Annotated in this window: 18 protein-coding genes; 15 read left to right on the top strand and 3 right to left on the bottom strand. The window is 63.6% G+C overall.

The annotated features are described in order from the left end of the window. Positions 1 to 219: 219 nt before the first annotated feature. The 12 genes from groES (at position 220) to L0B83_RS19980 (ending at position 17378) form a co-directional block, all read left to right on the top strand. A complete protein-coding gene (gene groES, locus L0B83_RS04345) occupies positions 220 to 516 on the top strand; it encodes a co-chaperone GroES (RefSeq protein WP_133202308.1) in 297 nt (98 codons plus the stop codon). An 86-nt stretch (positions 517 to 602) separates the two neighbouring features. Continuing rightward, on the top strand, positions 603 to 2213 hold the full coding sequence (gene groL / locus L0B83_RS04340; RefSeq protein ID WP_234757184.1) for a chaperonin GroEL: 1611 nt from the start codon (positions 603 to 605) through the stop codon (positions 2211 to 2213). 288 nt (positions 2214 to 2501) lie between these two features. Further along, positions 2502 to 4556: an acyltransferase family protein gene (locus tag L0B83_RS04335; protein WP_234757183.1), complete on the top strand. Its 2055-nt coding sequence runs from the start codon at positions 2502 to 2504 to the stop codon at positions 4554 to 4556. A 211-nt stretch (positions 4557 to 4767) separates the two neighbouring features. Next, complete coding sequence (guaB, locus tag L0B83_RS04330) at positions 4768 to 6279, top strand: IMP dehydrogenase (protein WP_234757182.1); 1512 nt, start codon at positions 4768 to 4770, stop codon at positions 6277 to 6279. A gap of 147 nt (positions 6280 to 6426) precedes the next feature. Beyond that, complete coding sequence (locus L0B83_RS04325; protein WP_234757181.1) at positions 6427 to 7563, top strand: GuaB3 family IMP dehydrogenase-related protein; 1137 nt, start codon at positions 6427 to 6429, stop codon at positions 7561 to 7563. Positions 7564 to 7668: 105 nt separating this feature from the next. Beyond that, the gene (locus L0B83_RS04320) at positions 7669 to 9429 is read left to right on the top strand and encodes a glycerol-3-phosphate dehydrogenase/oxidase (RefSeq protein WP_234757180.1); all 1761 of its coding nucleotides are present in this window, start codon (positions 7669 to 7671) and stop codon (positions 9427 to 9429) included. A 39-nt stretch (positions 9430 to 9468) separates the two neighbouring features. Beyond that, on the top strand, positions 9469 to 9957 hold the full coding sequence (locus L0B83_RS04315) for a PTS sugar transporter subunit IIA (protein WP_234757179.1): 489 nt from the start codon (positions 9469 to 9471) through the stop codon (positions 9955 to 9957). A 68-nt stretch (positions 9958 to 10025) separates the two neighbouring features. Further along, positions 10026 to 10859, top strand: a complete 834-nt coding sequence (locus tag L0B83_RS04310; RefSeq protein WP_234757178.1) for an SURF1 family protein — start codon at positions 10026 to 10028, stop codon at positions 10857 to 10859. Then, entirely contained in the window at positions 10856 to 11377 is a 522-nt protein-coding gene (locus L0B83_RS04305; RefSeq protein ID WP_234757177.1) for a DUF3817 domain-containing protein, read from the top strand. Before L0B83_RS04310 ends, L0B83_RS04305 begins: the two co-directional genes overlap by 4 nt. A 118-nt stretch (positions 11378 to 11495) precedes the next feature. Beyond that, on the top strand, positions 11496 to 13100 hold the full coding sequence (gene guaA, locus L0B83_RS04300) for a glutamine-hydrolyzing GMP synthase (protein WP_234757176.1): 1605 nt from the start codon (positions 11496 to 11498) through the stop codon (positions 13098 to 13100). A 126-nt stretch (positions 13101 to 13226) separates the two neighbouring features. Then, complete coding sequence (locus tag L0B83_RS04295; protein ID WP_372461139.1) at positions 13227 to 17123, top strand: AAA family ATPase; 3897 nt, start codon at positions 13227 to 13229, stop codon at positions 17121 to 17123. A gap of 9 nt (positions 17124 to 17132) precedes the next feature. Further along, positions 17133 to 17378, top strand: coding sequence for a hypothetical protein (locus L0B83_RS19980; RefSeq protein ID WP_372461142.1), 246 nt, complete (start codon positions 17133 to 17135; stop codon positions 17376 to 17378). An 18-nt stretch (positions 17379 to 17396) separates the two neighbouring features. Here the strand turns inward: L0B83_RS19980 and cpaB are convergent, their stop codons facing one another. The 3 genes from cpaB to L0B83_RS04280 all read right to left on the bottom strand — a co-directional run bounded on the left by cpaB (position 17397) and on the right by L0B83_RS04280 (position 19249). Further along, positions 17397 to 18140, bottom strand: coding sequence for a Flp pilus assembly protein CpaB (gene cpaB / locus L0B83_RS04290; protein WP_234757175.1), 744 nt, complete (start codon positions 18138 to 18140; stop codon positions 17397 to 17399). Between the two features lie 84 nt (positions 18141 to 18224). Continuing rightward, positions 18225 to 18488, bottom strand: a complete 264-nt coding sequence (locus L0B83_RS04285) for an FmdB family zinc ribbon protein (protein ID WP_234757174.1) — start codon at positions 18486 to 18488, stop codon at positions 18225 to 18227. A gap of 155 nt (positions 18489 to 18643) precedes the next feature. Beyond that, positions 18644 to 19249 carry a 5-formyltetrahydrofolate cyclo-ligase gene (locus L0B83_RS04280; protein ID WP_234757173.1) on the bottom strand — a complete coding sequence of 202 codons (606 nt, stop codon included), beginning with the start codon at positions 19247 to 19249 and terminating at the stop codon, positions 18644 to 18646. A gap of 118 nt (positions 19250 to 19367) precedes the next feature. Here L0B83_RS04280 and galU point away from each other — a divergent pair, with 118 nt between their 5' ends. The 3 genes from galU (at position 19368) to L0B83_RS04265 (ending at position 21934) form a co-directional block, all read left to right on the top strand. After that, positions 19368 to 20273, top strand: coding sequence for a UTP--glucose-1-phosphate uridylyltransferase GalU (galU, locus tag L0B83_RS04275; protein WP_234757172.1), 906 nt, complete (start codon positions 19368 to 19370; stop codon positions 20271 to 20273). A 6-nt stretch (positions 20274 to 20279) separates the two neighbouring features. Next, positions 20280 to 20900 carry a GNAT family N-acetyltransferase gene (locus L0B83_RS04270; protein WP_234757171.1) on the top strand — a complete coding sequence of 207 codons (621 nt, stop codon included), beginning with the start codon at positions 20280 to 20282 and terminating at the stop codon, positions 20898 to 20900. A 107-nt stretch (positions 20901 to 21007) separates the two neighbouring features. Next, positions 21008 to 21934, top strand: coding sequence for a hypothetical protein (locus tag L0B83_RS04265; protein WP_234757170.1), 927 nt, complete (start codon positions 21008 to 21010; stop codon positions 21932 to 21934). The last annotated feature ends 2 nt before the right edge of the window (positions 21935 to 21936 follow it).

Raw genomic sequence — 21936 nt, 5'->3', positions numbered from 1 at the left:
TGCTCGGGCTGAAGCCCTTTCGGGTGTTCGCCCGTGACCGAATTCTGGCACTCGCCTTGACCGAGTGCTAATGCTTACATAGAGTCTTGATTAGCACTCTCCCTAGGCGGGTGCTAATCATGCCGCTAGGCACTTACCGGCACCGCGACGACGGTAGGACCGCCACGGCACCCCTGGTTTGATAGTCCATGTACTACCTCACGTAAAGGAGAGATCCGAGTGTCGGTCTCCATTAAGCCTCTCGAGGATCGCATCGTTGTCCGCCCGCTCGAAGCCGAGCAGACCACGGCTTCCGGCCTGGTCATCCCGGACACTGCACAGGAAAAGCCGCAGGAAGGCGAAGTTGTCGCAGTTGGCCCCGGCCGCTTCGATGACAACGGCAACCGCGTCCCCGTCGACGTAACTGTTGGCGACGTCGTCATCTACTCCAAGTACGGCGGAACTGAAGTCAAGACCGGCGGTAGCGAATACCTCGTTCTGTCCGCCCGCGACGTTCTGGCGATCGTCGTTAAGTAATTCCCTGGACCCCGCATCGCAGATCGGGTCGGACTTCTTCCGGCCGGATCGGCGGTGCGGGTTTTCCGTCTTGAAAGGACACAACCATGGCAAAGCAGCTTGCGTTTAACGACGCTGCCCGTCGCTCGCTCGAAGAAGGCATTGACAAGCTCGCCAACACGGTCAAGGTCACCCTTGGCCCGCGCGGCCGCAACGTCGTTCTGGACAAGAAGTGGGGAGCTCCCACCATCACCAACGACGGCGTGACGATCGCCCGCGAAGTCGAACTCGACGACCCGTATGAGAACCTTGGTGCGCAGCTGGCCAAGGAAGTCGCCACCAAGACCAATGACGTCGCAGGCGACGGAACCACCACGGCCACCGTGCTGGCGCAGGCCCTCGTCAAGGAAGGCCTGCGGAACGTTGCAGCCGGAGCCGCCCCTGGCCAAATCAAGCGCGGCATCGAGGTTTCAGTCCAGGCTGTGGCTGCCCGCCTCCTGGAGACCGCGCGCGAGGTAGAAGGCACCCAGGTTGCCAGCGTTGCCGCGATCTCGGCCCAGAACGAAGAGGTTGGCGAGCTCCTTGCCGAGGCCTTCGACAAGGTCGGCAAGGATGGCGTCATCACCATCGAAGAGTCCTCCACCACCCAGACCGAACTGGTCCTCACCGAGGGAATGCAGTTCGACAAGGGCTACCTTTCCCCGTACTTCGTCACTGACGCGGAACGCCAGGAAGCTGTCCTGGAAGACGCGCTCATCCTGATCAACCAGGGCAAGATCTCCTCGCTGCAGGAATTCCTGCCGCTCCTCGAGAAGGCCCTGCAGGCTGCCAAGCCGCTCTTCATCATCGCTGAGGACATCGATGGCGAGGCACTGTCCACGCTGATCGTGAACCGTATCCGCGGCACCCTGAACGTCGTTGCCGTCAAGGCTCCGGGCTTCGGCGACCGCCGCAAGGCCATGCTGCAGGACATTGCCACCCTCACCGGCGCCCAGGTTGTCTCTCCGGAGCTCGGCCTGACCCTGGACCAGGTCGGCCTCGAGGTCCTCGGCAGCGCCCGCCGCATCACCGTCACCAAGGACAACACCACCATCGTTGACGGCGCCGGCACCCCTGAGGACGTCGCGGCACGCGTCGCCCAGATCCGCGCAGAGCTGACCCGCACCGACTCCGACTGGGACCGCGAAAAGCTCCAGGAAAGGCTTGCGAAGCTGGCCGGCGGCATCGGTGTCATCAAGGTTGGCGCAGCCACCGAGGTCGAGCTCAAGGAAAAGAAGCACCGCATCGAGGACGCCGTGTCCTCCACGCGTGCCGCCCTTGAAGAAGGCATCGTCTCCGGCGGCGGGTCCGCCCTCATCCACGCCCTCAAGGCCCTGGACGAGGACTCCGCCGTCAAGGCACTCGAAGGCGACGCGGCCGCTGCGGTCGGTATCGTCCGCCGCGCCCTGACCCAGCCCCTTCGCTGGATCGCCCAGAATGCCGGCTTCGACGGTTACGTCGTGGTCGCCAAGGTTGCCGAGCAGGAAGACAACCACGGCTTCAATGCGAAAACCGGCGTTTACGAGGACCTGATCGCCGCAGGCGTGATCGACCCCGTCAAGGTCACCCGCTCAGCGCTCCAGAACGCCGCATCCATCGCAGCCCTGGTTCTCACCACTGAGACCCTGGTTGTCGAGAAGCCGGCCGAGGAAGACGAGCACGCAGGCCACAGCCACTAATTCCGGTAGTCGTAGGCAGGAGGCCCGGTCCCCTTCGGGGGGCCGGGCCTCCTTTTTAAGGCAACGCGGGGTCACTTACGGCCCATTGGGTGCTGCCGGATGGGCCGTAAGTGACCCCGCGTTGCTCAGATGACGGCGTAGAGGATTGACCCAGACAAGGTTCGGGAAGCTCCCAGCGCCGTGTGTCCTAATGGATCAGAGGAAGTCGGTTGAACGCGGTCTCAATTGACGATGAACATTTCGACTCAGTAGCGTAGTCGGTTTGAGTAGCACCCTGGAGGCAAGACCTTGACAACCACGCGCCCGATTGCGCTTCGGCGAACTATCGGCGAGAAGCAGAAGCCGGCACCCAAATCGACGTTCCGTCCTGAGATCCAAGGGCTCCGATCCGTTGCCGTACTCATGGTTGTCACCTACCACATCTGGTTCGGCCGGGTCTCCGGCGGGGTAGATGTCTTCCTCCTGATCTCCGCATTCCTTATGACGGCGCAGTTCACACGGCGGTATGCCGACGGGCGGCGGACGGGACTGCTCAAGCGCTATCTTCGCCAGTTCAGGAGGCTCTTGCCCGCGGCGGTGACGGTGATCGTTGGAACGCTGCTTGCCACCTATCTCTTCATGCCGGCCACCCGCTGGGTCGACACCATCAAGCAGGGCTGGGCTTCCCTTTTCTACGTCGAGAACTTCCTGCTGCAGTCGCAGGCAGTCAACTACTACGCCGCGGACCACAGCCTGGCCAGCCCGCTGCAGCATTTCTGGTCGCTGTCCATCCAAGGGCAGGTCTTCATTCTTTGGCCGATCATTTTGGTGGGCGCGGGCTGGCTGGCAAGGCGCTACCGGCTCGCCTACGTTCCCCTCCTCCGCTACATCTTCGGCCTGGTCTTCGTTGTATCCCTGGTGTATTCGGTTGTCGACACCGCCACGGACCAATCCGCGGCGTACTTCTCGACAGGAGCCCGGCTATGGGAGTTTGCCCTCGGAACCCTGCTTGCCCTGTTCCTGCCCATCCTGAACATCGCAAGGCCTGCCCGGATCGTGCTCGGATGGATCGGCATCGTGGCGATGCTCAGCTGCGGCTTCATTCTCGATGTCGAAGGGATGTTTCCCGGATGGGCGGCATTGTGGCCCACCTTGGCGGCGGCTTGCCTCCTCGTGGCCGGGCAGACGGAAAGCCGGTTCGGCGTCGACCGGTTCCTCAGTTCCAAGCCGCTGGTCCGGTTGGGCAACAATTCCTACGCGCTCTACCTTTGGCACTGGCCCATGTTGGTCATCTATTTGGCTTGGTCAGGCAAGACCCACGCCGGCTGGTTGTCCGGCACAGTGATCATTGTTGGCGCTTTACTCCTGGCTGTCCTGACCACCAGATTCGTCGAGAAGCCGCTGCGGGAGTGGAAGTGGCCCGAGGCGAACCGGCGCAGAAGCGCGATTTCGCTGATTGCGATCGGGACCGCGGCTATTCTGCCGTTGGCGGCTTGGCCGCTGCAGATTGATCACACAAACCGTGTCCTGGTGGCAAATATGGATGCCCGCAACCCCGGGGCCGCGGCCGTGGGCGGAGACTTTGTATACACTCCCGATCCCGGGGTGCCCTTGGTTCCCAGCATGACCGCCATCGATGGAGACTGGCCGGTTTTCCCGTCCGCTTGTACGGGGACGAAGGACCCGCAGGACTTCGTCAACCGGTGCACCAACGGGATCAAGAACGGGACGAAGTCCGTGGTGGTCATAGGCAGTTCCCACGCCCACGTGCTGAACACCCCGCTGCTGACGATGGCGGCAAAGAACAATTGGAGCCTCACGTCGATCACTAAGGGATATTGCCCGCTGGGCGAGGACACGGCGGCAGACATTACGCAGGCGTGCGTTGACTTCAATAAGGCCACGCTGGCAGAGGTCCTGAAGATGAAGCCGGATGTTGTGGTGACAACCAGCACGCGCACCAACGCCCAGAGCAACATCCCGGAGCGGCTGGATCCCTCCTGGGTCACGGAAGTCAAGACCCTCAACGACGCCGGAATCCAAGTGGTGGCCTTCCGGGACACACCACGGGCAACGCAGCCGGTTCCGGCCTGCCTGGAGAAGAACCCCGGCGCGTATGTGTCCTGTGGCTCCCAACGCGCCGGCATCTATTCAGAAGACTCCCCGACGGCAGCGGTTGAAGCGGACTTGCCCAACACGAAATTCCTTGACCTTTCGAAGTACTTTTGCCCCGATACGAATTGTCCGGCCGTGATCGGCAACGTGATTGTCTACAAAGACGACAACCACGTGACCGCCACCTACATGAAGACCCTCACCCCATACTTTGAGAAGGCATTCATGGCCGCGACCGGGTGGAGCTAGCCGCCCGAGGCTAGTTGGCCGGCTCTGCTGCCCGACGGCGGATGCCGGGTGCCGTTGCTCACATAGCCCCCGCGGAATATGGCGATCGGCGGCAAGGTTCTACTATTTATTCAGAACCTTTCTGCACAGGCCAGTCCCGTAATGACGGGCTGGTCATCAGCTGCAACCCCTACCAGAGCAACCCCCAAGAACCAAGGTAAGAGGCGCACTCATGACCCAGCCCGAACACGATCCCTTTGGCTTTGTTGGCCTGACCTACGACGACGTCCTGCTGCTGCCGGGCCACACCAACGTCATCCCGTCCGAAGCTGACACCTCGTCCCGGATCTCCAAGCGGATTTCGGTCCAGACGCCGCTGCTATCGGCCGCCATGGACACTGTCACCGAGTCCCGGATGGCCATTGCCATGGCCCGCCAGGGCGGCCTTGGCGTGATCCACCGCAACCTGTCCATCGAAGACCAGGCGGACCACGTCGACCGGGTCAAGCGCTCCGAGTCCGGGATGATCACCAACCCCCTGACCATCCACCCGGAAGCCACCCTTCAGGAACTGGACGAACTGTGTTCCCGTTACCGGGTTTCCGGCCTGCCCGTGATCGACTCGGATGGCCGCCTGCTGGGTATTGTCACCAACCGCGACACGCGCTTCGTGCCCGAGTCCGACTTCCCGCTGCGGCTTGTCAGCGACGTCATGACCAAGATGCCGCTCATTACGGGCCACGTCGGGATCAGCCGGGAAGAAGCTTCGCACAAACTGGCCACCAACAAGATCGAGAAGCTGCCCCTCGTTGACGAGCAGGGTCGCCTTAAAGGCCTCATCACCACCAAGGACTTCACCAAGGCAGAGCAGTACCCGCTCGCGACGAAGGACGAGGAAGGCCGCCTCCGCGTCGGCGCAGCCATCGGCTTCTTCGGCGATGGCTGGGAACGCGCCATGGCCTTGATCGACGCCGGAGTGGACGCGCTTTTCGTGGACACCGCAAACGGCCACTCGCAGGGCGTCCTGGACATGATTGCGCGCCTGAAGTCGGACCCGGTGGCGGCGCACGTTGACATCATCGGTGGCCAGGCCGCCACCCGTGAAGGCGCCCAGGCACTGATCGACGCCGGTGCTGACGGAATCAAGGTGGGCGTAGGCCCGGGCTCCATTTGCACCACCCGGGTTGTTGCAGGTGTTGGCGTCCCCCAGATCACAGCCATCTACGAGTCCTCGAAGGCTGCCATCCCCGCCGGTGTTCCGCTGATCGCCGACGGCGGCCTGCAGTACTCGGGCGATATCGGCAAGGCCCTCGTGGCCGGTGCAGACACCGTCATGCTCGGCTCATTGCTGGCCGGCTGTGACGAGTCGCCGGGTGAACTGATCTTCGTCAACGGCAAGCAGTTCAAGAGCTACCGCGGTATGGGTTCCCTGGGTGCCATGCAGTCCCGCGGCAAGAACACGTCCTACTCGAAGGACCGCTATTTCCAGGCGGACGTTTCCGGTGATGACAAGCTCATCCCGGAAGGCATCGAAGGCCGCGTCGCCTATCGCGGCCCGCTCGCCTCGGTGGCATACCAGCTGGTCGGCGGCCTGCGGCAGACCATGTTCTACACGGGAGCTCCGACCATCGGCGAACTCAAGGTGCGCGGCAAGTTTGTGCGCATCACCGCGGCCGGACTCAAGGAGTCCCACCCGCACGACATTCAGATGACCGTCGAGGCACCAAACTACGGTTCCCGCTAGGCGTCATTCCTGGTCCAAGCAGTTCGAATCGAGCCCGCCGCCTCCAATCCGGAGGCGGCGGGCTCGCTTGTTGTCCGGGCCTAGCTAGCGGTCATGCTGTGGGTCACCCTGCCGGAACATCGCGCCGCACTGGGATAACCTAGAGCAGTGACTTACGAGATTGAGATTGGCCGTGGCAAGCGTGGGCGTCGTGCCTACTCCCTGGATGACATCGCGATCGTCCCCAACCGCCGGACACGCGACCCCAAGGACGTTTCCGTCTCGTGGCAGATCGATGCCTACAAGTTCGAGATGCCGGTGATCGGCGCGCCCATGGACTCCGCGATGTCGCCTGAAACGGCTATCGCCCTTGGCCGGTTGGGCGGCCTGGGCGTCTTGGACCTCGAGGGCTTGTGGACGCGTTACGAGGATCCCCAGTCCGTGCTGGACGAGATCTCCGCCCTTGCGGATGAGACAGCCAGCCCGACCGTCACACGGCGCATGCAGGAGCTCTACCAAGCTCCGATCCAGCCTGAGCTGATCACCAGCAGGCTCGCGGAAATCCGCTCGTCGGGCGTGACTGTCGCCGGCTCGCTTACGCCGCAGCGCACCCAGGAACATTACAAGACAGTGGTGGCTGCCGGCGTCGACATTTTTGTCATCCGGGGCACGACGGTCTCGGCCGAACACGTTTCCAAGAACCACGAGCCGCTGAACCTCAAGCAGTTCATCTATGAGCTCGACGTCCCTGTGATCGTCGGCGGGGCCGCTGGCTACACCCCGGCCTTGCACCTCATGCGCACCGGAGCAGCCGGTGTCCTGGTCGGCTTCGGCGGCGGCGCAACCACTACCACGCGGCGTGCCCTTGGCATCCACTCGCCCATGGCTTCATCGATTTCCGACGTCGCCGCCGCCCGCCGCGACTACATGGACGAATCCGGTGGTCGCTACGTGCACGTCATCGCCGACGGCGGCATGGGTACGTCGGGTGACATCGTCAAAGCCATCGCCATGGGCGCCGACGCTGTTATGCTCGGCAGCGCCTTGGCCCGCGCCGAAGAAGCCCCGGGCAAGGGCTGGCACTGGGGCCAGGAAGCCCACCACTTGGAACTGCCGCGCGGTGACAGGGTCAACGTGGGTACCGTCGGTCCCCTCGAAGAAGTACTCTTCGGGCCTGGCCACCACACCAACGGAACATCAAACCTGATCGGCGCGCTCCGCCGCTCCATGGCGACCACGGGCTATTCGGACCTGAAGGAGTTCCAGCGGGTCGACGTCGTCGTCTCGCCGTACTCGGGCCAGTAGACTCCCGCCCGGGTGGCCCCGGGAGTCGCGCGAAAACCCTGCCCAAGCCTGCGGACAAGAAGTAGTGTGGGGGACTACGGGCTTTTGTGCGATGGGAGGCGTCCAATGGGCAGTGCTGCAGATGGTTGGCAAAGGGTTGGTGCATCGACCGGTGCATTGAGCCCGGAGGCGCGGGAAAGATCCATCGAAGCCCTCAAAAGCACTACGGAGCCTGGCAAGGAACTCGACATCCTGATTGTCGGGGGAGGCGTTGTGGGGGCCGGTGCCGCGCTGGACGCGGTGACCCGCGGCTTGTCCGTGGGCATTGTCGAGGCCCGGGACTGGGCCTCGGGCACGTCCTCAAGGTCGTCGAAGCTGATTCACGGCGGCCTGCGTTACTTGGAAATGCTGGACTTCGCACTGGTCCAGGAAGCACTCCAGGAACGCGGATTGCTGATCCAGCAAATCGCTCCACACCTCGTCCGTCCGGTTCCGTTCCTGTATCCGCTGACCCGGCGTTTCTGGGAGCGGCCATACGTAGGTGCCGGCATTTTCCTCTATGACACACTCGGCATCACCTCGGGCCACAGCCGCGGTGTCCCCATGCACAAACATCTCTTCCGGCGTGGAACGCTGAGGGCTGCGCCGAGCCTCAAGAGCGACGCCTTCGTCGGCTCCATCCGCTACTACGATGCCCAGGTGGACGATGCCAGGCTGGTAGTCAACGTCGTCCGCACAGCGGCGCACTATGGAGCCCACGCCGTGAACAGGATGCGCGTGGTGTCTTTCGTCCGCGAGGGCGAACGAGTGGTGGGCGCCAAGGTGGAGAACCAGGAAGACGGCAGCATCATCGAAGTCCGCGCCAAGCAAGTGGTCAACGCCACGGGAGTCTGGACGGACGAGACCCAGGCCATGGTGACGGACCGGGGCCAGCTCAAGGTCCGCGCTTCCAAAGGCATACACCTTGTGGTGCCGCGCGACCGCTTCCAGTCCACCGTGGGATTGATCCTCAGGACCGAAAAATCCGTGTTGTTCGTCATCCCCTGGGGGCGGCACTGGATCATCGGCACAACGGATACCGACTGGAAGCTTGATAAGGCGCACCCGGCCGCGTCCAGCAAGGACATCGACTATATTCTCGAACACGTCAATCGTGTCCTGAAGCGGCCGCTGACCCGCGAGGACGTCGAGGGCGTATACGCGGGACTGCGTCCGCTGCTGGCGGGGGAGAGCGACTCCACGGCCAAACTTTCGCGCGAACACGTGGTGGCGCACCCTGTTCCAGGGCTGGTGGTGGTTGCGGGCGGCAAGTTCACGACATACCGGGTCATGGCGAAGGACGCGGTGGACGAGGCCACCCGGGCCATGGACGAGCGCGTGCCCGCGAGCTGCACCGATACCATCCCGCTCCTGGGAGCAGAAGGATTCAAAGCCGCGTGGAACAGGCGGGGGCGAACCGCAGATGAAGCCGGGGTCCACGTCGCCAGGGTGGAACACCTGCTCAACCGCTACGGCTCCATGGCCACCGAAGTCCTCGCCATTATCAAGGACAATCCCGCCATGGCGGAGCCGCTGCCCGGGGCGGACGACTATTTGGCGGCAGAGGTGGTCTATGCCGCCACCCATGAGGGAGCCAGGCACGTCCATGACGTGCTGACCCGGCGCACCCGCATCTCGATCGAGTCGTGGGACAGAGGTGTTTCCGCGGTCCCGGTTGTCGCTAAGCTGATGGGAGAAATTCTTGGCTGGAGCGATGCGCAGCGGGAAAGCGAAATCAAGCACTACCTGGCCCGGGTGGAAGCTGAGCGGCTCAGCCAACAGCAGCCCGACGATGAATCTGCCGATGCTGCGCGCATGGGCGTCGATGACATCGTTCCCCTGCGCTGAGCGGCCTGGGTCGGCTGGGCACACTGGAGGGAAGACGACTTGGCGGAACCACTGGACCCGTATGATGCCGAACTAACCACGCCGGAGACCGTCATCCTGGAGATGGAAGCGGTCGACAAAACAGACGCCGCGGCCCAGCTCGCGGAACGGCTGTACGCAGCCGGACGCATCACGGACCTTGAGGGCTTCCTCGAAGTCGTCAACTCACGCGAACACCAGCTTGCTACCGGGCTCCCGGGCGGCATCGGCCTTCCGCATGCCCGCAGCGAGTTTGTCTCCAGGGTCTCCATCGCGGTTGGTGTCACGAAGTACGGTCATTCGTTGGACTTCGGCGCCAGTGACGGACCCGCCACGCTGGTCCTGCTCATCGCGACGCCCGCCAGTTCCTTCTCGGACCACTTGGAAGTCCTCGCGACCTTGGCCCGCTCGCTGTCCAAGGAATCGTTCAGGGAGTCCCTCCGGCGCGCGCACGATCCCGAAGTCATCGCCGAACTGATCAACTCCAGCCTGGTGTTCTTCGACCATTAAAGATTGGTCAGGCCGGAGGCAGCAGCTTCGTTTAGCTGTTCTACAGCTTGACGAAGTACGGTTAAAGGGTGTTAAAAACCGCTCTGAAGCCCCGCTGGATCGCAGGACTTGTCTTCGCGCTCCTGCTCTCCGGGGTGTTCGTGCTGCTCAGCCAGTGGCAGTTCGGGCGTTCGACGCAGAGCGACACCCCTGTTGACCCATCGGTGGAGCAAGTCAAGCCGCTCACCGCGGTCCTGCAGCCGGGGACATTCTTCCCGGGCGCGGTCTCGGACCAAATGGTCACCGCGAAGGGCACCTACGACGCCTCCAAGCAGGTCCTTGTGGAGGGCCGGCTTCTCGCCGGGCAAAAAGGGTACTGGGTGGTGACCGCGTTCGCCGTCGACGGCGCCCCCGCCCTGCACGGCGTCGGCGCTTCCCAGAAGACCTGGATCCCTGTTGCCCGCGGCTGGGTTGCCGATCCCGCCCAAGCCGGCCCGCCGCCGTCGGGCACTCTTGAACTGACCGGACGGCTCCTGCCGTCCGAGGCGCCCGTGCCAAACGTCGACGCCGGAGCGGGACGCGCCTCCGCGGTGTCGGTCGCCGAACTCATCAACACATGGGAAGTCTCAAGCTATCCGGGCTTCGTCGCCGCGACCTCGGAAGTGGCCGCAGGCAAGGCCGTGGCGCGTCCGGACCAGCTCAAGCCCCTCAACATAGCGGCCCAGCCTCCCATGCAGCAGATCAACTGGCTCAACCTCTTTTATTCCGTGGAATGGGTGGTCTTCGCGGGATTCGCCCTCTACATCTGGTGGCGCATGGTGGCCGATGACTACCGGCGCAGCCTCGAAGACGACGAGCCCGACGACGACGCCCCCTCAGACGATGTACCAACAACCACTGAGCCAGAACAGGTAAAGCCATGATTGACCCCAAACCGGCCATCCAACCCGAGCAGTCCGGATCCGCCGCCAAGCCGGCGACCGCCAAGGCCAAGAAGCGCCGCTTCGGCGGAACGACGGCGCAGATCCGTTCGGCCCTCAAGTTTTACAAGGTCATGGCTTACCTCACGGGCACCATGCTGCTGCTGCTGTGCGCCGAGCTCGTGGCACGCTATGTGTTCGGCGTGTATCTGTTCGCCGGCGGTACCAATGCGCTCACCGGCCAGCCCTTCGGTTTCGGATTCGCCGACGCTGAATCCAAGGCGGTTTTGGGCGGGGTCAACGTTTCCGTAGGCGTCCTGATTGTCCACGGTTGGATGTATGTGCTGTACCTCATCTCGGACTTCCGGCTGTGGTCGCTCATGCGTTGGCCTTTCACGAAACTCATCCTGCTCGCCTTGGGCGGCGTTGTCCCCCTCATGTCCTTCATTGTGGAGAAGAAGTTCCACTCTGAGGTGGAGATGGAACTGGCCGCGAATCCGCAGGCGTCCAAGCGCTACTGACGGGTATGGTCCCGCGCACTGTGAGATCGCTAACGTCGGACCGTTCCGAGGCTGATTTCCGGGCTTCATGGCCCGCTTCAAGGTGCACCGGGGCAGCCCGGCAAAGTAGGCTGTTACGGTGACTACTCCCACCGCATCCTTCAGTTCTGAAGCTCAGACTTCGCAGAAGCCGGTGCTGGTTGTTGACTACGGTGCCCAGTACGCGCAGCTGATTGCCCGCCGCGTCCGTGAAGCGAATGTGTACTCGGAGATTGTTCCGCACACCTTCACCACCGAGCAGCTTCTGGCTAAGAACCCGGCAGCCATCATCCTCTCCGGCGGACCTTCAAGCGTTTATGCCGAGGGTGCCCCCAGGGTTGGCGCGGACCTTTTCGAGGCCGGGGTCCCGGTCTTCGGTATCTGCTACGGCTTCCAGGCCATGGCGAACGCGCTCGGCGGCAAGGTCGCGCGCACCGGGCTGCGGGAGTACGGCGCCACCGAGGCAACCACTGTTGGCGAGGCGCGGTCCATCCTCGCAGGTGTTCCCGGGTCCCAGAACACGTGGATGAGCCACGGAGACTCCGTTCACGAGGCTCCCGAAGGCTTCGAGGTCCTGGCGACCACCGCGGGCGCCCCTGTGGCTGCTTTCGCGAACGAAGAAAAGCATCTCTACGGCGTGCAGTGGCACCCGGAAGTAAAGCACTCCGTCCACGGCCAGCAGATCCTGGAGAACTTCCTGTTCAAGGGAGCAGGCCTGGAGCCGAACTGGACCACCGGCAGCATCCTCGAAGAGCAAGTGGACCGGATCCGCCGGCAGATCGGTGATTCCAAGGTCATCTGCGGCCTCTCCGGCGGCGTTGACTCAGCCGTTGCGGCAGCCCTCGTGCAGCGCGCCGTGGGCGACCAGCTGACATGCGTTTTCGTGGACCACGGATTGTTGCGTGAAGGCGAGGCCGAGCAGGTGGAGCGCGACTTCGTCGCGGCAACCGGCGTCAACCTCTACGTCGCGAACGAGCAAGACCGCTTCCTGAACGCCCTCGCCGGAGTCAGCGACCCGGAGACCAAGCGGAAAATCATCGGCCGGGAATTCATCCGCGCGTTCGAGGAAGCAGAGCGGGCCATCATCGCCCAGGCTGCTTCCGAAGGCGAGAGCATCAAATTCCTCGTCCAAGGCACCCTGTACCCGGACGTCGTCGAATCCGGCGGCGGCGAGGGCGCGGCGAACATCAAGAGCCACCACAACGTGGGAGGCCTGCCCGAGGACCTGCAGTTCGAACTCGTTGAACCGCTCCGCGCGCTTTTCAAGGACGAGGTTCGCGCCGTCGGCGCGCAACTCGGCCTGCCGCAGGAAATCGTCGGCCGCCAGCCGTTCCCCGGGCCAGGCCTGGGTATCCGCATCGTCGGCGAAGTGACGAAGGAACGGCTCGACCTGCTGCGCAAGGCGGACGCCATCGCGCGGGCTGAACTCACGGCAGCCGGACTCGACAATGATGTCTGGCAAATGCCGGTGGTCCTGCTGGCGGACGTCCGCAGCGTTGGCGTGCAGGGCGACGGCCGCACTTACGGACACCCGATCGTGCTGCGTCCGGTTTCCTCCGAGGACGCGATGACAGCCGATTGGTCAAGGCTGCCGTACGACCTGCTCGCCAGGATCTCCAACAGGATTACCAACGAGGTTGACGGCGTCAACCGGGTGGTACTCGATGTGACCAGCAAGCCGCCGGGAACCATCGAGTGGGAATAGCGTTCTAAGTGACCGGCCTCTGTTCCGAGGCCGGTCACTTTGTTTTTCCCTGAAATCAGGGCTAATTTGCCTTTCCACCAGTGTTGCGGTGCGGAGTGCCGGTGGATTCCCGCTACCCTCGAAAGTATGCCGATTTGGTCCAAGTCGTCTCGAGCTATATCAGAAAAGAAGGCAGCGGTGTCAGTAGGTCAAAGCCACGAAGAGAGCTCCTTGGAGCTTCGGAAATGGCTGTCTGGGCTTAAGCCGGTGACCGGCGCGGACACCATGCTCCGCTTCGTCAAGACGCCGGAGGGGTCGATCGACCTTAGCAACGGCCACCCTTCAGGCCTGGCACAGCTCCTCGCCGGACGCCGGACCCGGCTTTCCACCTTGATCCGGGATCGCCAGCAGTATCTTGTTGCTGCACGTGCAGCCCGGAACCTCCGTTCAAAGATCTTCGAACTCGGAAACGACCGGGGAATCGACGCCGGTTATCTCTCCTGCGGCACGGTCGTCTGGACGTCGGCGGTGGGAGGTAAGCCCCAACGAGTCTCCGCCCCCGTCATGTTGGCCGCCATCTCGCTCACCGCGCGGCCGGGTGAAGACGACTACGAGCTGCAACTGACCGAGCAAGCGAGCATCAACCCCGCGTTGGTCCGGCACCTGAAGACCGTCCATGGAATTGTCTTTGACGTCAACGCCGTGAGCCGCATGGCCTACAACACCGCGCGCCTTGACCCGTTGCCGGTCCTGGATCGTCTTGCCACCCTGGTACAACCGATCCACGGCGCCGAAGTAACCCCCAACCTCCTCGTCACGACGTTGGCCGATCTGTCCGGGAACCTGGACGACCCGTGGATCAACGAGAACAGCCGAGTGGTCGCCTCCCTCGTTGAAGCCGCCACCGGTGGCGACGTGGAGCCTGAACCCATCAAGTCCGGACGGTTCCCGAACCTCGACGAGCGCGAGCCGGGCGAAGAATCGCTGCTCCTGGATGCGGACCCGGATCAGCAGTATGTCGTGGACGCTGTCCGGGCAGGGGATTCCCTGGTGGTGAGCACGCCACCAGGCAGCGGCCAGACCCAAACCGCGATCAATGCGATCGGCGCCCTCGTCAGCGAGGGGAAATCGGTGCTTGTGGTGGGCGACCGGCGGGCGAGCCTCAACGGCTTGGCGGGGCACTTCGAAGCCCTTGGGCTTGAATCGATGCTGTTCAGGCCAGGCAACGGTGCCACGCCGCAGCAGCTCAAGGGCCAGCTGGTCAGCGCGATCATCCGCAATGAGAAGTCGTTGGAGCCGCAACTCGCGAATCTCCACAAGACCCTGACCGAACATCGGCACGCCCTCATGGACCACGTCGCGTCGTTGCACAACGTACGCCAGCGCTGGGGATGCTCGCCCTATCAGGCCATGCAGTCGCTCGCGGAGCTCACCTCGATCCACCCGGCCCCCGCCACGACAGTGCGCTTGAAGCGCAGCGTCCTGGACAGTATCAAAGACCGGGCCGAGCTGGCTGAAAGACTCCGCCGCGCGGCAGAGCTTGGCAGCTTCAGCCGCGAATCGACGTCGAGCCCCTGGTACGGGGCCCGGCTCGTCACGCGCAAGGAAACCGAGGAAGCCCAGCAACTGGCCACCAACGCCGCCGAACAACTTCCCCGGTTGCGGGAACGGATGAGCCAAGTTGCCGAGCACTCCGAAATCCGGCTGGGGACGAACTTTGCCGAATGGGGCGCGCAGCTCGAACTCTTGATGGCGGTCCGGGAGAGCCTGGACAAGTTCACGCCGGATATCTTTGACCGGCCGGTCCACGACCTGATCTCGGCTACCGCTACCTCCGCGTGGCGCCGTGAGCGGGGAGTGGAGATGCCGTCGATGCAGCGCTCCCGCTTGCGCCGCGTGGCAAAGGAATATGTCCGCCCTGGTGTCCACATCGCGGATCTGCACAGCTCCTTGGCGCTCGTCCAGGAACAGCGGGCGCTGTGGGCCCAGTATGCGACCACCCAGCGCCATCCGGCAGTTCCTTCCGGACTTGCCGAGCTGGGCGCAAGCTACCGCGAACTGGACCGGGATCTGCGCCGTTTGGGCGAGTGCCTCAAGCACACCGCCGCCGGCGGCGACCTCCACGAGACTGGCTATGAAGATCTCGTGGAACGACTTGAGCGCCTTGTAGCCGACACCGGCACCCTGGAAACGCTTCCGGAGCGCACGCTTCTCATTGAGGACATGCGCGAGCACGGACTCGCCGAGCTTCTTGATGACCTGGCTGAACGCGAAGTGCCGGCAGAATCCGTTGCTGCGGAACTGGACCTTGCCTGGTGGCAGTCCGCCTTGGAAGCAATGATCAGCGGTGACGACTACCTTGCGATGTCCGATGGCGATTCCCTTCGCCGGCTCGAAGCGGAGTACCGTTTGGCCGACCAAGCGCATATCGCCAGCGGAGCCGCGCGCCTGCGGTGGAAGCTTGCCGAAATGTGGCGGACCGGACTCGCTGAACACCCCCGCCAATCGGAGCTCCTGCGGAACCTGATCAAGGATGGCCGCATTACCCTCTCCGCGCTCAGTGCGCAGGCGCCAACCCTCGTCTCCCGCTTGGTTCCAGTGTGGTCCATGAGTCCGTACCTGCTGACGAGCCTCCTGCCCGCAGAACAGAAATTCGATGCGGTGGTGATTCTCGATGCCGAGAGCACGTCGTTGCAGGCCGTGCTTCCGGCCATCGCGCGGGCCCAGCAAGTAGTTGCCTTCGGCGACGCGAAGATCGCCAACGCCCGCACCTTCAGCGTGGCCGTGGAGCCACCGCTGGCCGGAGCTGCCAGCCACGAAACGGTGGAGAGTGCATTCAGCGCCCTGGGCCGGGTCCTGCCGACATGGCAGTTGAACTGGGTGTACCGCGCGATTGACGAAGACCTGGTGCTGCAGCTGAGCAAGAACTACTACGACGGCGGCCTGCGCCGGCTGCCGGACGGACAGTCCGTGACGGGGCTGGACCGCTCTGTAGTAGTCGAATACATCCCGGACGGTACCGGCCTTCCCGGTGCAGACCACGAAGGTGTTGAGTCGGTCGCGGCTGAAGTCAACCGCGTGGTCGACCTGGTGTTCCAACATGCCAGCCTTCGGCCACGGACCTCTCTTGCCGTGGTCACAGCAAGCCTGCGCCACGCCGCGAGGATCGGCGAAGCCATCCGGCTCCAGCTTCCCAACTACCCCCTTCTGTCGGGCTTCTTCAACGCCGGTCCGGAATCCTTCCGGGTGGTGGATTTGGAGCGCGCACAAGGACTGGTCCGTGACCACATCATCTTCTCCCTGGGCTTTGGGCGCACGCCCCATGGCCGGGCGCTGCACAGTTTCGGGCCACTCTCCGTCGAAGGCGGGCGAAACAAGTTCGCCTTGGCAATGACCCGCTCCCGGAGATCGCTGCACGTACTGAGCTGCTTCCGGCCGGAGGACCTCGATCTTGACAGGCTGGCTCACGGCGCGGTCGAGTTCTATGAACTCCTCGACCGTGAGCTGTCCGGGAATTCGGATCTGGGGACACCCGCCACCAGGGCTGCTGCCAGCGAGCAAGCACTCGGTGAGGATCCGTTGGTGGCGGATCTGGGCGAGCGGCTCCGTGCCCGCGGAGCCCGGGTGTGGCACCACTACGACGGAGCCTTGGACATGGCTGTAGCAGCCGACCCCGTGCATACGATCGGCCGGGATGACAGCGAAATGCCCACCCCCGTGGCCATTGAATCCGATGGCACGGAACGGTACCGCCGCATGAGCGTCAGGGAGCGCAGCAGGCTCAGGCCCCAGCTTCTGGAACGCCTGGGTTGGCGTTACATGTCCTTGTGGACTATCGAGGTCTTCACGGATCCTTCGTCCTGCGCCGACCGCATCGGGTCCTATCTGGGGCTGGAGAAGCCGGCGGCACCCTCGTACGGTTCCGTCCAGGATGGATTCCTGGATGTTGATGTTGAACAATTGGATCTGAATATTCAGACGGACCCCGTCGCGGCCGCACCTGGCGGTGTGGAAGGCGCCGGACCGGGGCCGGCGAACGCCTAAGGAAGCACAATGGCGGAGAACAAGGGCACCCAATCCAAGGGCGCCACGGACAAGGGTGCCGACGCAGTGGGCGATGACGCGGAGTCGGACAAGCAAGGGAAAACAACAGTGAAGCCCGCGCCGAAGCGGAAGCCGGGAGGAGAAGGCATTCTGCCGAAGAAAGCCTCCGAGGATGATCCACGGCGTTGGGGCGATGAGCCTGGGTATGACCATGATGCCTGGCTGAAGGAGCAGAGGCCTCCGCACTGGGGATGAACCCTTCACTGCTCGTGCCTACCCGGCCGTGGGCTGGGATTGCCCGTTGTCAGAGGGATCGACGAGGACAAAGAACAGTTTTCCCCGTGTGGAAGCGCCGGCGAGGACTTCCGCCTGCCGCGGATTGGCGGCGACAACCACAAGGCCGTCCGCCTCGTTGGTGCCCAGCCATTGGCTGGCCTTGCCTCCTTGCCTGGATGTCCACAAAACCGGGACGGCCGACGCTAATAGTTCGGATTTCTTGCCGGCTCCTTCGAGTCCATCCGCTGCTGTGAGCACGACGTTGACCAGCTGGCCCGGCGAGACGAGCTGGATGGACGCAGGATCGGCCATGCGAAGTGGAACGGCGGCGGTGGCGGGCGGGGTGCCGGTCAGCAGGCCGGGCCCCAGGAGTTGGGCGTCGGTGGGAATCTGCCTCTTCTGCAGGGGAGAGGCAAGCTGCTTCCCACGGAATTCCGTTTTGGGAGTGAGCGCCCCGGCCGGAAGTCCATCAGGAAGGACTGCCAGGGGTAACAGGTCCGAATCCGTCAACGTGGACCCGGCCGGGAGATCCCGCGCGGCGGCCAGGACCGTAGTCCGCTGCTCCGAAGCAGGGGTCAGTTGATGCACTGTGATCCCGGCGGCCACGCATAGCAGGAGTGCCACCACGAGGCGGCGGTTGCGGTTTAGCCAGCTACCGAAGCTGCGGTGCCTGGATTGTCGCGTCGGAGCGCCAAACCGCCCGCGTGCCGTGAAAGGGAATGCGCTCGGGGTTTCTGCCATGGTGCCAAGCTAAAGGGGCACGCTGGCCCATGGCAGGGCCCTATCGGGCTATGTGGAAACGCTGAGTTATGTGGATAACGGCAGTCAGCTCGCGGTGGCCGCGGGCACTGACGCCGGCGCCGGAGATGCAGCTGGTGCGGCCGGAGCGGCCGAAACGGTGCTTCCCTTGGAGTCCCGGGAGTCGGTGCGGTAAAAGCCCGATCCCTTGAAGACGACGCCCACGCTGTTGAACTTCTTGCGCAAAGACCCCTGGCATTCAGGGCAGTCGGACAGGGAACTGTCCGTGAAAGCCTGAACGATGTCAAAGGCATGTCCGCAGTCTTTGCAGGCATAGGCATATGTTGGCACTGGTGATCCTCCTCCGGGACAAACTAGAGGTCCCGTGCTGCCATGCCGGATTGTTCCAGCCATTAGCAGTCGCAGGGCCTGAGTGCTAATTCTATCATCAGGAGCGGAGGCCGCCACCAGGGAATGTGGTGGAGTAGACAGGGCCGGGGACGGGGTCAAGCAGCCGGAACCAGCCGGACGATGCGGTCAGGCGTAAGTGCCTCCGCCACTGGTTTGTCGAACGGTTCTGCCGGGATCGTCCCTGCGGGCAGCACTTCGTGGTCATACACGACGGCGACAGTCGGCGGACGCTGCCCCTCGGCGTCGAGCCACTCGAGGAACCGGTCGTAGTAGCCTCCCCCTTGTCCGATGCGGTTTCCGCTTTGATCGACGGCGGTGGCCGGGAGGAAAATGCCGGCCGCATCCTTGACGGCGCCGCCGTCTAAGCGTTGGCCCAGGGGTTCGTCAATCGGGGCGTATTCCGAGCGTACAAAGGGCGTTTCCGGTGTCCAGTAGACCCAGCTTAGGCGCCGTTCCGGTTCACAGACGGGAAGAAGGATCCTGTGGCCGGCGTCGTGCAGCGCCACGAGCAAGGGCATCGTTTGCGGTTCGGCAGCCACTCCCACGTAGGCAGCAAAGGTCGACTGCTTTCCTCGCGAAACGCCATCCGCCCACAAAAGGCCTTGGCGGGCAATCCCCGTTCCGGCATCGGCGCGCTGCTGAACAGTCAATGCGAGCCTGCGCTTCCGGTGGTTCCGGCGGATTTCGTCTTTCAAAGTCATCTTCGCTCCAGTTCTCGCTGCTGTGCTTTTCGGGGATGGGGCACAAACGACAGCTTCGCGCGGTGCGCGGCAGGTTCCTGTTTGCCCAATGTCCGCTTCATTCCGTTAGATTAGTCCGGTGACCTCCAATAACTGCGCCGTCCGCAAGGCCGTTATCCCCGTTGCCGGACTCGGCACCAGATTTCTGCCTGTTACTAAAGCCATGCCCAAGGAGATGCTCCCGGTGGTCGACAAACCGGCCATCCAATATGTTGTCGAAGAAGCCGTCAGTGTAGGACTCAATGACGTCCTCATGATCACAGGCCGCAACAAACGGGCGTTGGAGGACCATTTCGACCGGGTGCCGGCCCTCGAAGCGACCTTGGAAGCCAAGGGAGACACCACAAAGCTGGACTCCGTGCAGGCGACCAGCAACCTCGGCGACATCCACTACCTCCGCCAGGGTGACCCCAAGGGTCTCGGACACGCCGTGTTGCGTGCAAAGCAGCACGTCGGGCACGAACCCTTTGCGGTTCTTCTGGGCGATGACCTCATCGATGCCCGGGACACCCTCCTCAGCGACATGATCGCGGTCCAGCAAAAAACCGGCGGATCCGTTGTGGCGCTCATCGAGGTCGAGCCTTCCCAGATCAGCGCGTACGGCAGCGCGGACATCGAGGACATGGGCGAGGACGGCTTTGTCCGCATCAAGCAACTGGTGGAAAAGCCAGCGGCCGATGAAGCTCCGTCGAATTTGGCCGTGATCGGCCGTTACGTGCTTCACCCCGCGGTTTTTGAAGTTCTCGAGAAGACCGAACCTGGCCGCGGGGGAGAGATCCAGCTGACGGACGCCCTTCAAGTCTTGGCTGCGGGCGAGGGTGAAGGCAGCGGTGTCTACGGAGTTGTATTCCGCGGCCGTCGCTACGATACCGGGGACAAGCTCAGCTACCTCAAGGCCTGCGTCCAGCTCGCATGCGACAGTGAAGACCTCGGTCCCGGCCTGCGAGAGTGGCTCCCCGGCTTCGCTGCCGGCCTCAACAAGTAGCCCCCTGTGTGGGGGGCCGCCATTTGGCCGGTGACGCTGGAGAGCGGGGATCTCATCTTGCGTCCCATCCATTACCGCGACAAGAAGGAATGGACCGAGGTCCGCTCACGCAACAGTGATTGGTTGGCGCCCTGGGAAGCCTCAAATCCCTCCCCGGGCGGTCGCCTGCCGAACTACCGGCAGATGGTGGCTTCCCTGAACTCGCAGGCGCGGCAAGCGACCGCACTGCCGTTTGTGATCACTGAGCGTATTCCCGGCTTCCTGGAACCCAGGATCGTCGGTCAGCTAACGGTCTCCTCGATTATGTGGGGGTCGGCGATGACGGCCACGCTTGGCTACTGGGTGGATCAGGCGCGCGCCGGACGCGGAATAGCGCCCACCGCGGTCGCCATGGCCACCGATCACTGCTTCGGGACCCTTGGCCTCCACCGGATGGAGATCAACATCCGGCCCGAGAACGGTCCCAGCTTGCGGGTTGTTGAGAAGCTGGGATTCCGCGACGAAGGCCGCCGTGAGCGGTTCCTCCACATTAACGGAGAATGGGCTGACCACCGGAGCTTCGCGTTGACCTCGGAGGAGGTCCCCGGCGGTTTGCTTGCTGCCTGGCTGAGGCGCCGGGCCAATTAGCCGCCTCGGCGGATGAGAGCCGGTAAATCCATTGATTTGCGGGCTCTGCGGCGACACACCGGGGGGAATGCGGTGGCCTCTGCGTATTTGCTTCTACGGTTTTGATTGTGGACTTCCCTCTCAGCAGCTCGGTGATCTTGGTCATTGCCGTTGCCCTGTGGATTGTTTGGGTTGCGCCATACATGCTGCGGAATCGTCACAACCACGTCCTGGTGGCCGGTGACATGCTGGCAGATGTTATCGACGAAGACGCTCACGAACTGCAAGCCGGGGTGGTTCTGCCCATCACCCCTCGGCAGGAGAAAGCAATGGAAACCATGCAGAGCACCGCACCCGCATTGCCCGAGGCGTCGGCCGACGCCGGCGAACGACGTGATGCTGCATCGGATGCGGCGGTCTTCAAAGTCAGATACGGACGCTGCGCCCTGGCGCTCGCCGGTCTCCTGTTGCTGCTCACCGCAGCTGTTTCAGGCGTGCTTCGCATTCTTGGCCTCGTTTCGGGATGGCTGCCCCTGGTATCCATCGCCGGTGTGGTCGGGACTGTCGTCCTGCTCAGGCGGCTCGCCATTAGGGACCGCAGGGCGAAGCTGAACAGGGCCTTCCGGTCTGCAATGGGTCCCGCGGTTGAGAGCCCCCGCGTAAGTCCTCCGGCGCCGGAGCGGCCGGCCACCAAGATTTTCGACGCTGAAGCCCATGCCCCGGAAGCGACCCGTCTGACCGCCTTCGAGCTTCGTCAGGCCGCGCTCAGCGTTGCCGAAGCCGCGGGGGACAAGACCGTCCGTTTGCCGTCGGATTCCAAAGAGTCTGAGTGGCAGCCGGTGGACGTGCCCAAACCGACATACGTCGACGCCGCCAAGGCGCCTCGGCCGGCACCTGAACCCCTGGATTTGCCTGAGGCGCCCAAGCCGCTCGGCAAGCCGACGCTGAAACCGGCCAGCGCGCCGACCGTTGGCGCGGGGGTCCAGGCTCAGTCAAGCAAGCCGCAGAGCGCCCTTAGCAACCTCGACGACGTTTTGCAGCGCCGCAGGGCCTAGCC

It is taken from the genome of Arthrobacter alkaliphilus (assembly GCF_021483235.1).
In the GTDB taxonomy this organism is placed as follows: domain Bacteria; phylum Actinomycetota; class Actinomycetes; order Actinomycetales; family Micrococcaceae; genus Arthrobacter; species Arthrobacter alkaliphilus.
Note: the sequence above shows the minus strand (reverse complement) of the source record. Positions and strands in the feature narration are given on the sequence as shown.

Excerpts from the sequence above, each read along its gene's own strand:
- groL (WP_234757184.1), top strand. The coding sequence starts at position 603 with ATGGCAAAGCAGCTTGCGTTTAACGACGCTGCCCGTCGCTCGCTCGAA.
- L0B83_RS04280 (WP_234757173.1), bottom strand. The coding sequence starts at position 19,249 with ATGACTTTGAAAGACGAAATCCGCCGGAACCACCGGAAGCGCAGGCTC.
- L0B83_RS19980 (WP_372461142.1), top strand. The coding sequence starts at position 17,133 with ATGGCGGAGAACAAGGGCACCCAATCCAAGGGCGCCACGGACAAGGGT.
- L0B83_RS04295 (WP_372461139.1), top strand. The coding sequence starts at position 13,227 with ATGCCGATTTGGTCCAAGTCGTCTCGAGCTATATCAGAAAAGAAGGCA.
- guaB (WP_234757182.1), top strand. The coding sequence starts at position 4,768 with ATGACCCAGCCCGAACACGATCCCTTTGGCTTTGTTGGCCTGACCTAC.
- L0B83_RS04320 (WP_234757180.1), top strand. The coding sequence starts at position 7,669 with ATGGGCAGTGCTGCAGATGGTTGGCAAAGGGTTGGTGCATCGACCGGT.
- cpaB (WP_234757175.1), bottom strand. The coding sequence starts at position 18,140 with ATGGCAGAAACCCCGAGCGCATTCCCTTTCACGGCACGCGGGCGGTTT.
- L0B83_RS04305 (WP_234757177.1), top strand. The coding sequence starts at position 10,856 with ATGATTGACCCCAAACCGGCCATCCAACCCGAGCAGTCCGGATCCGCC.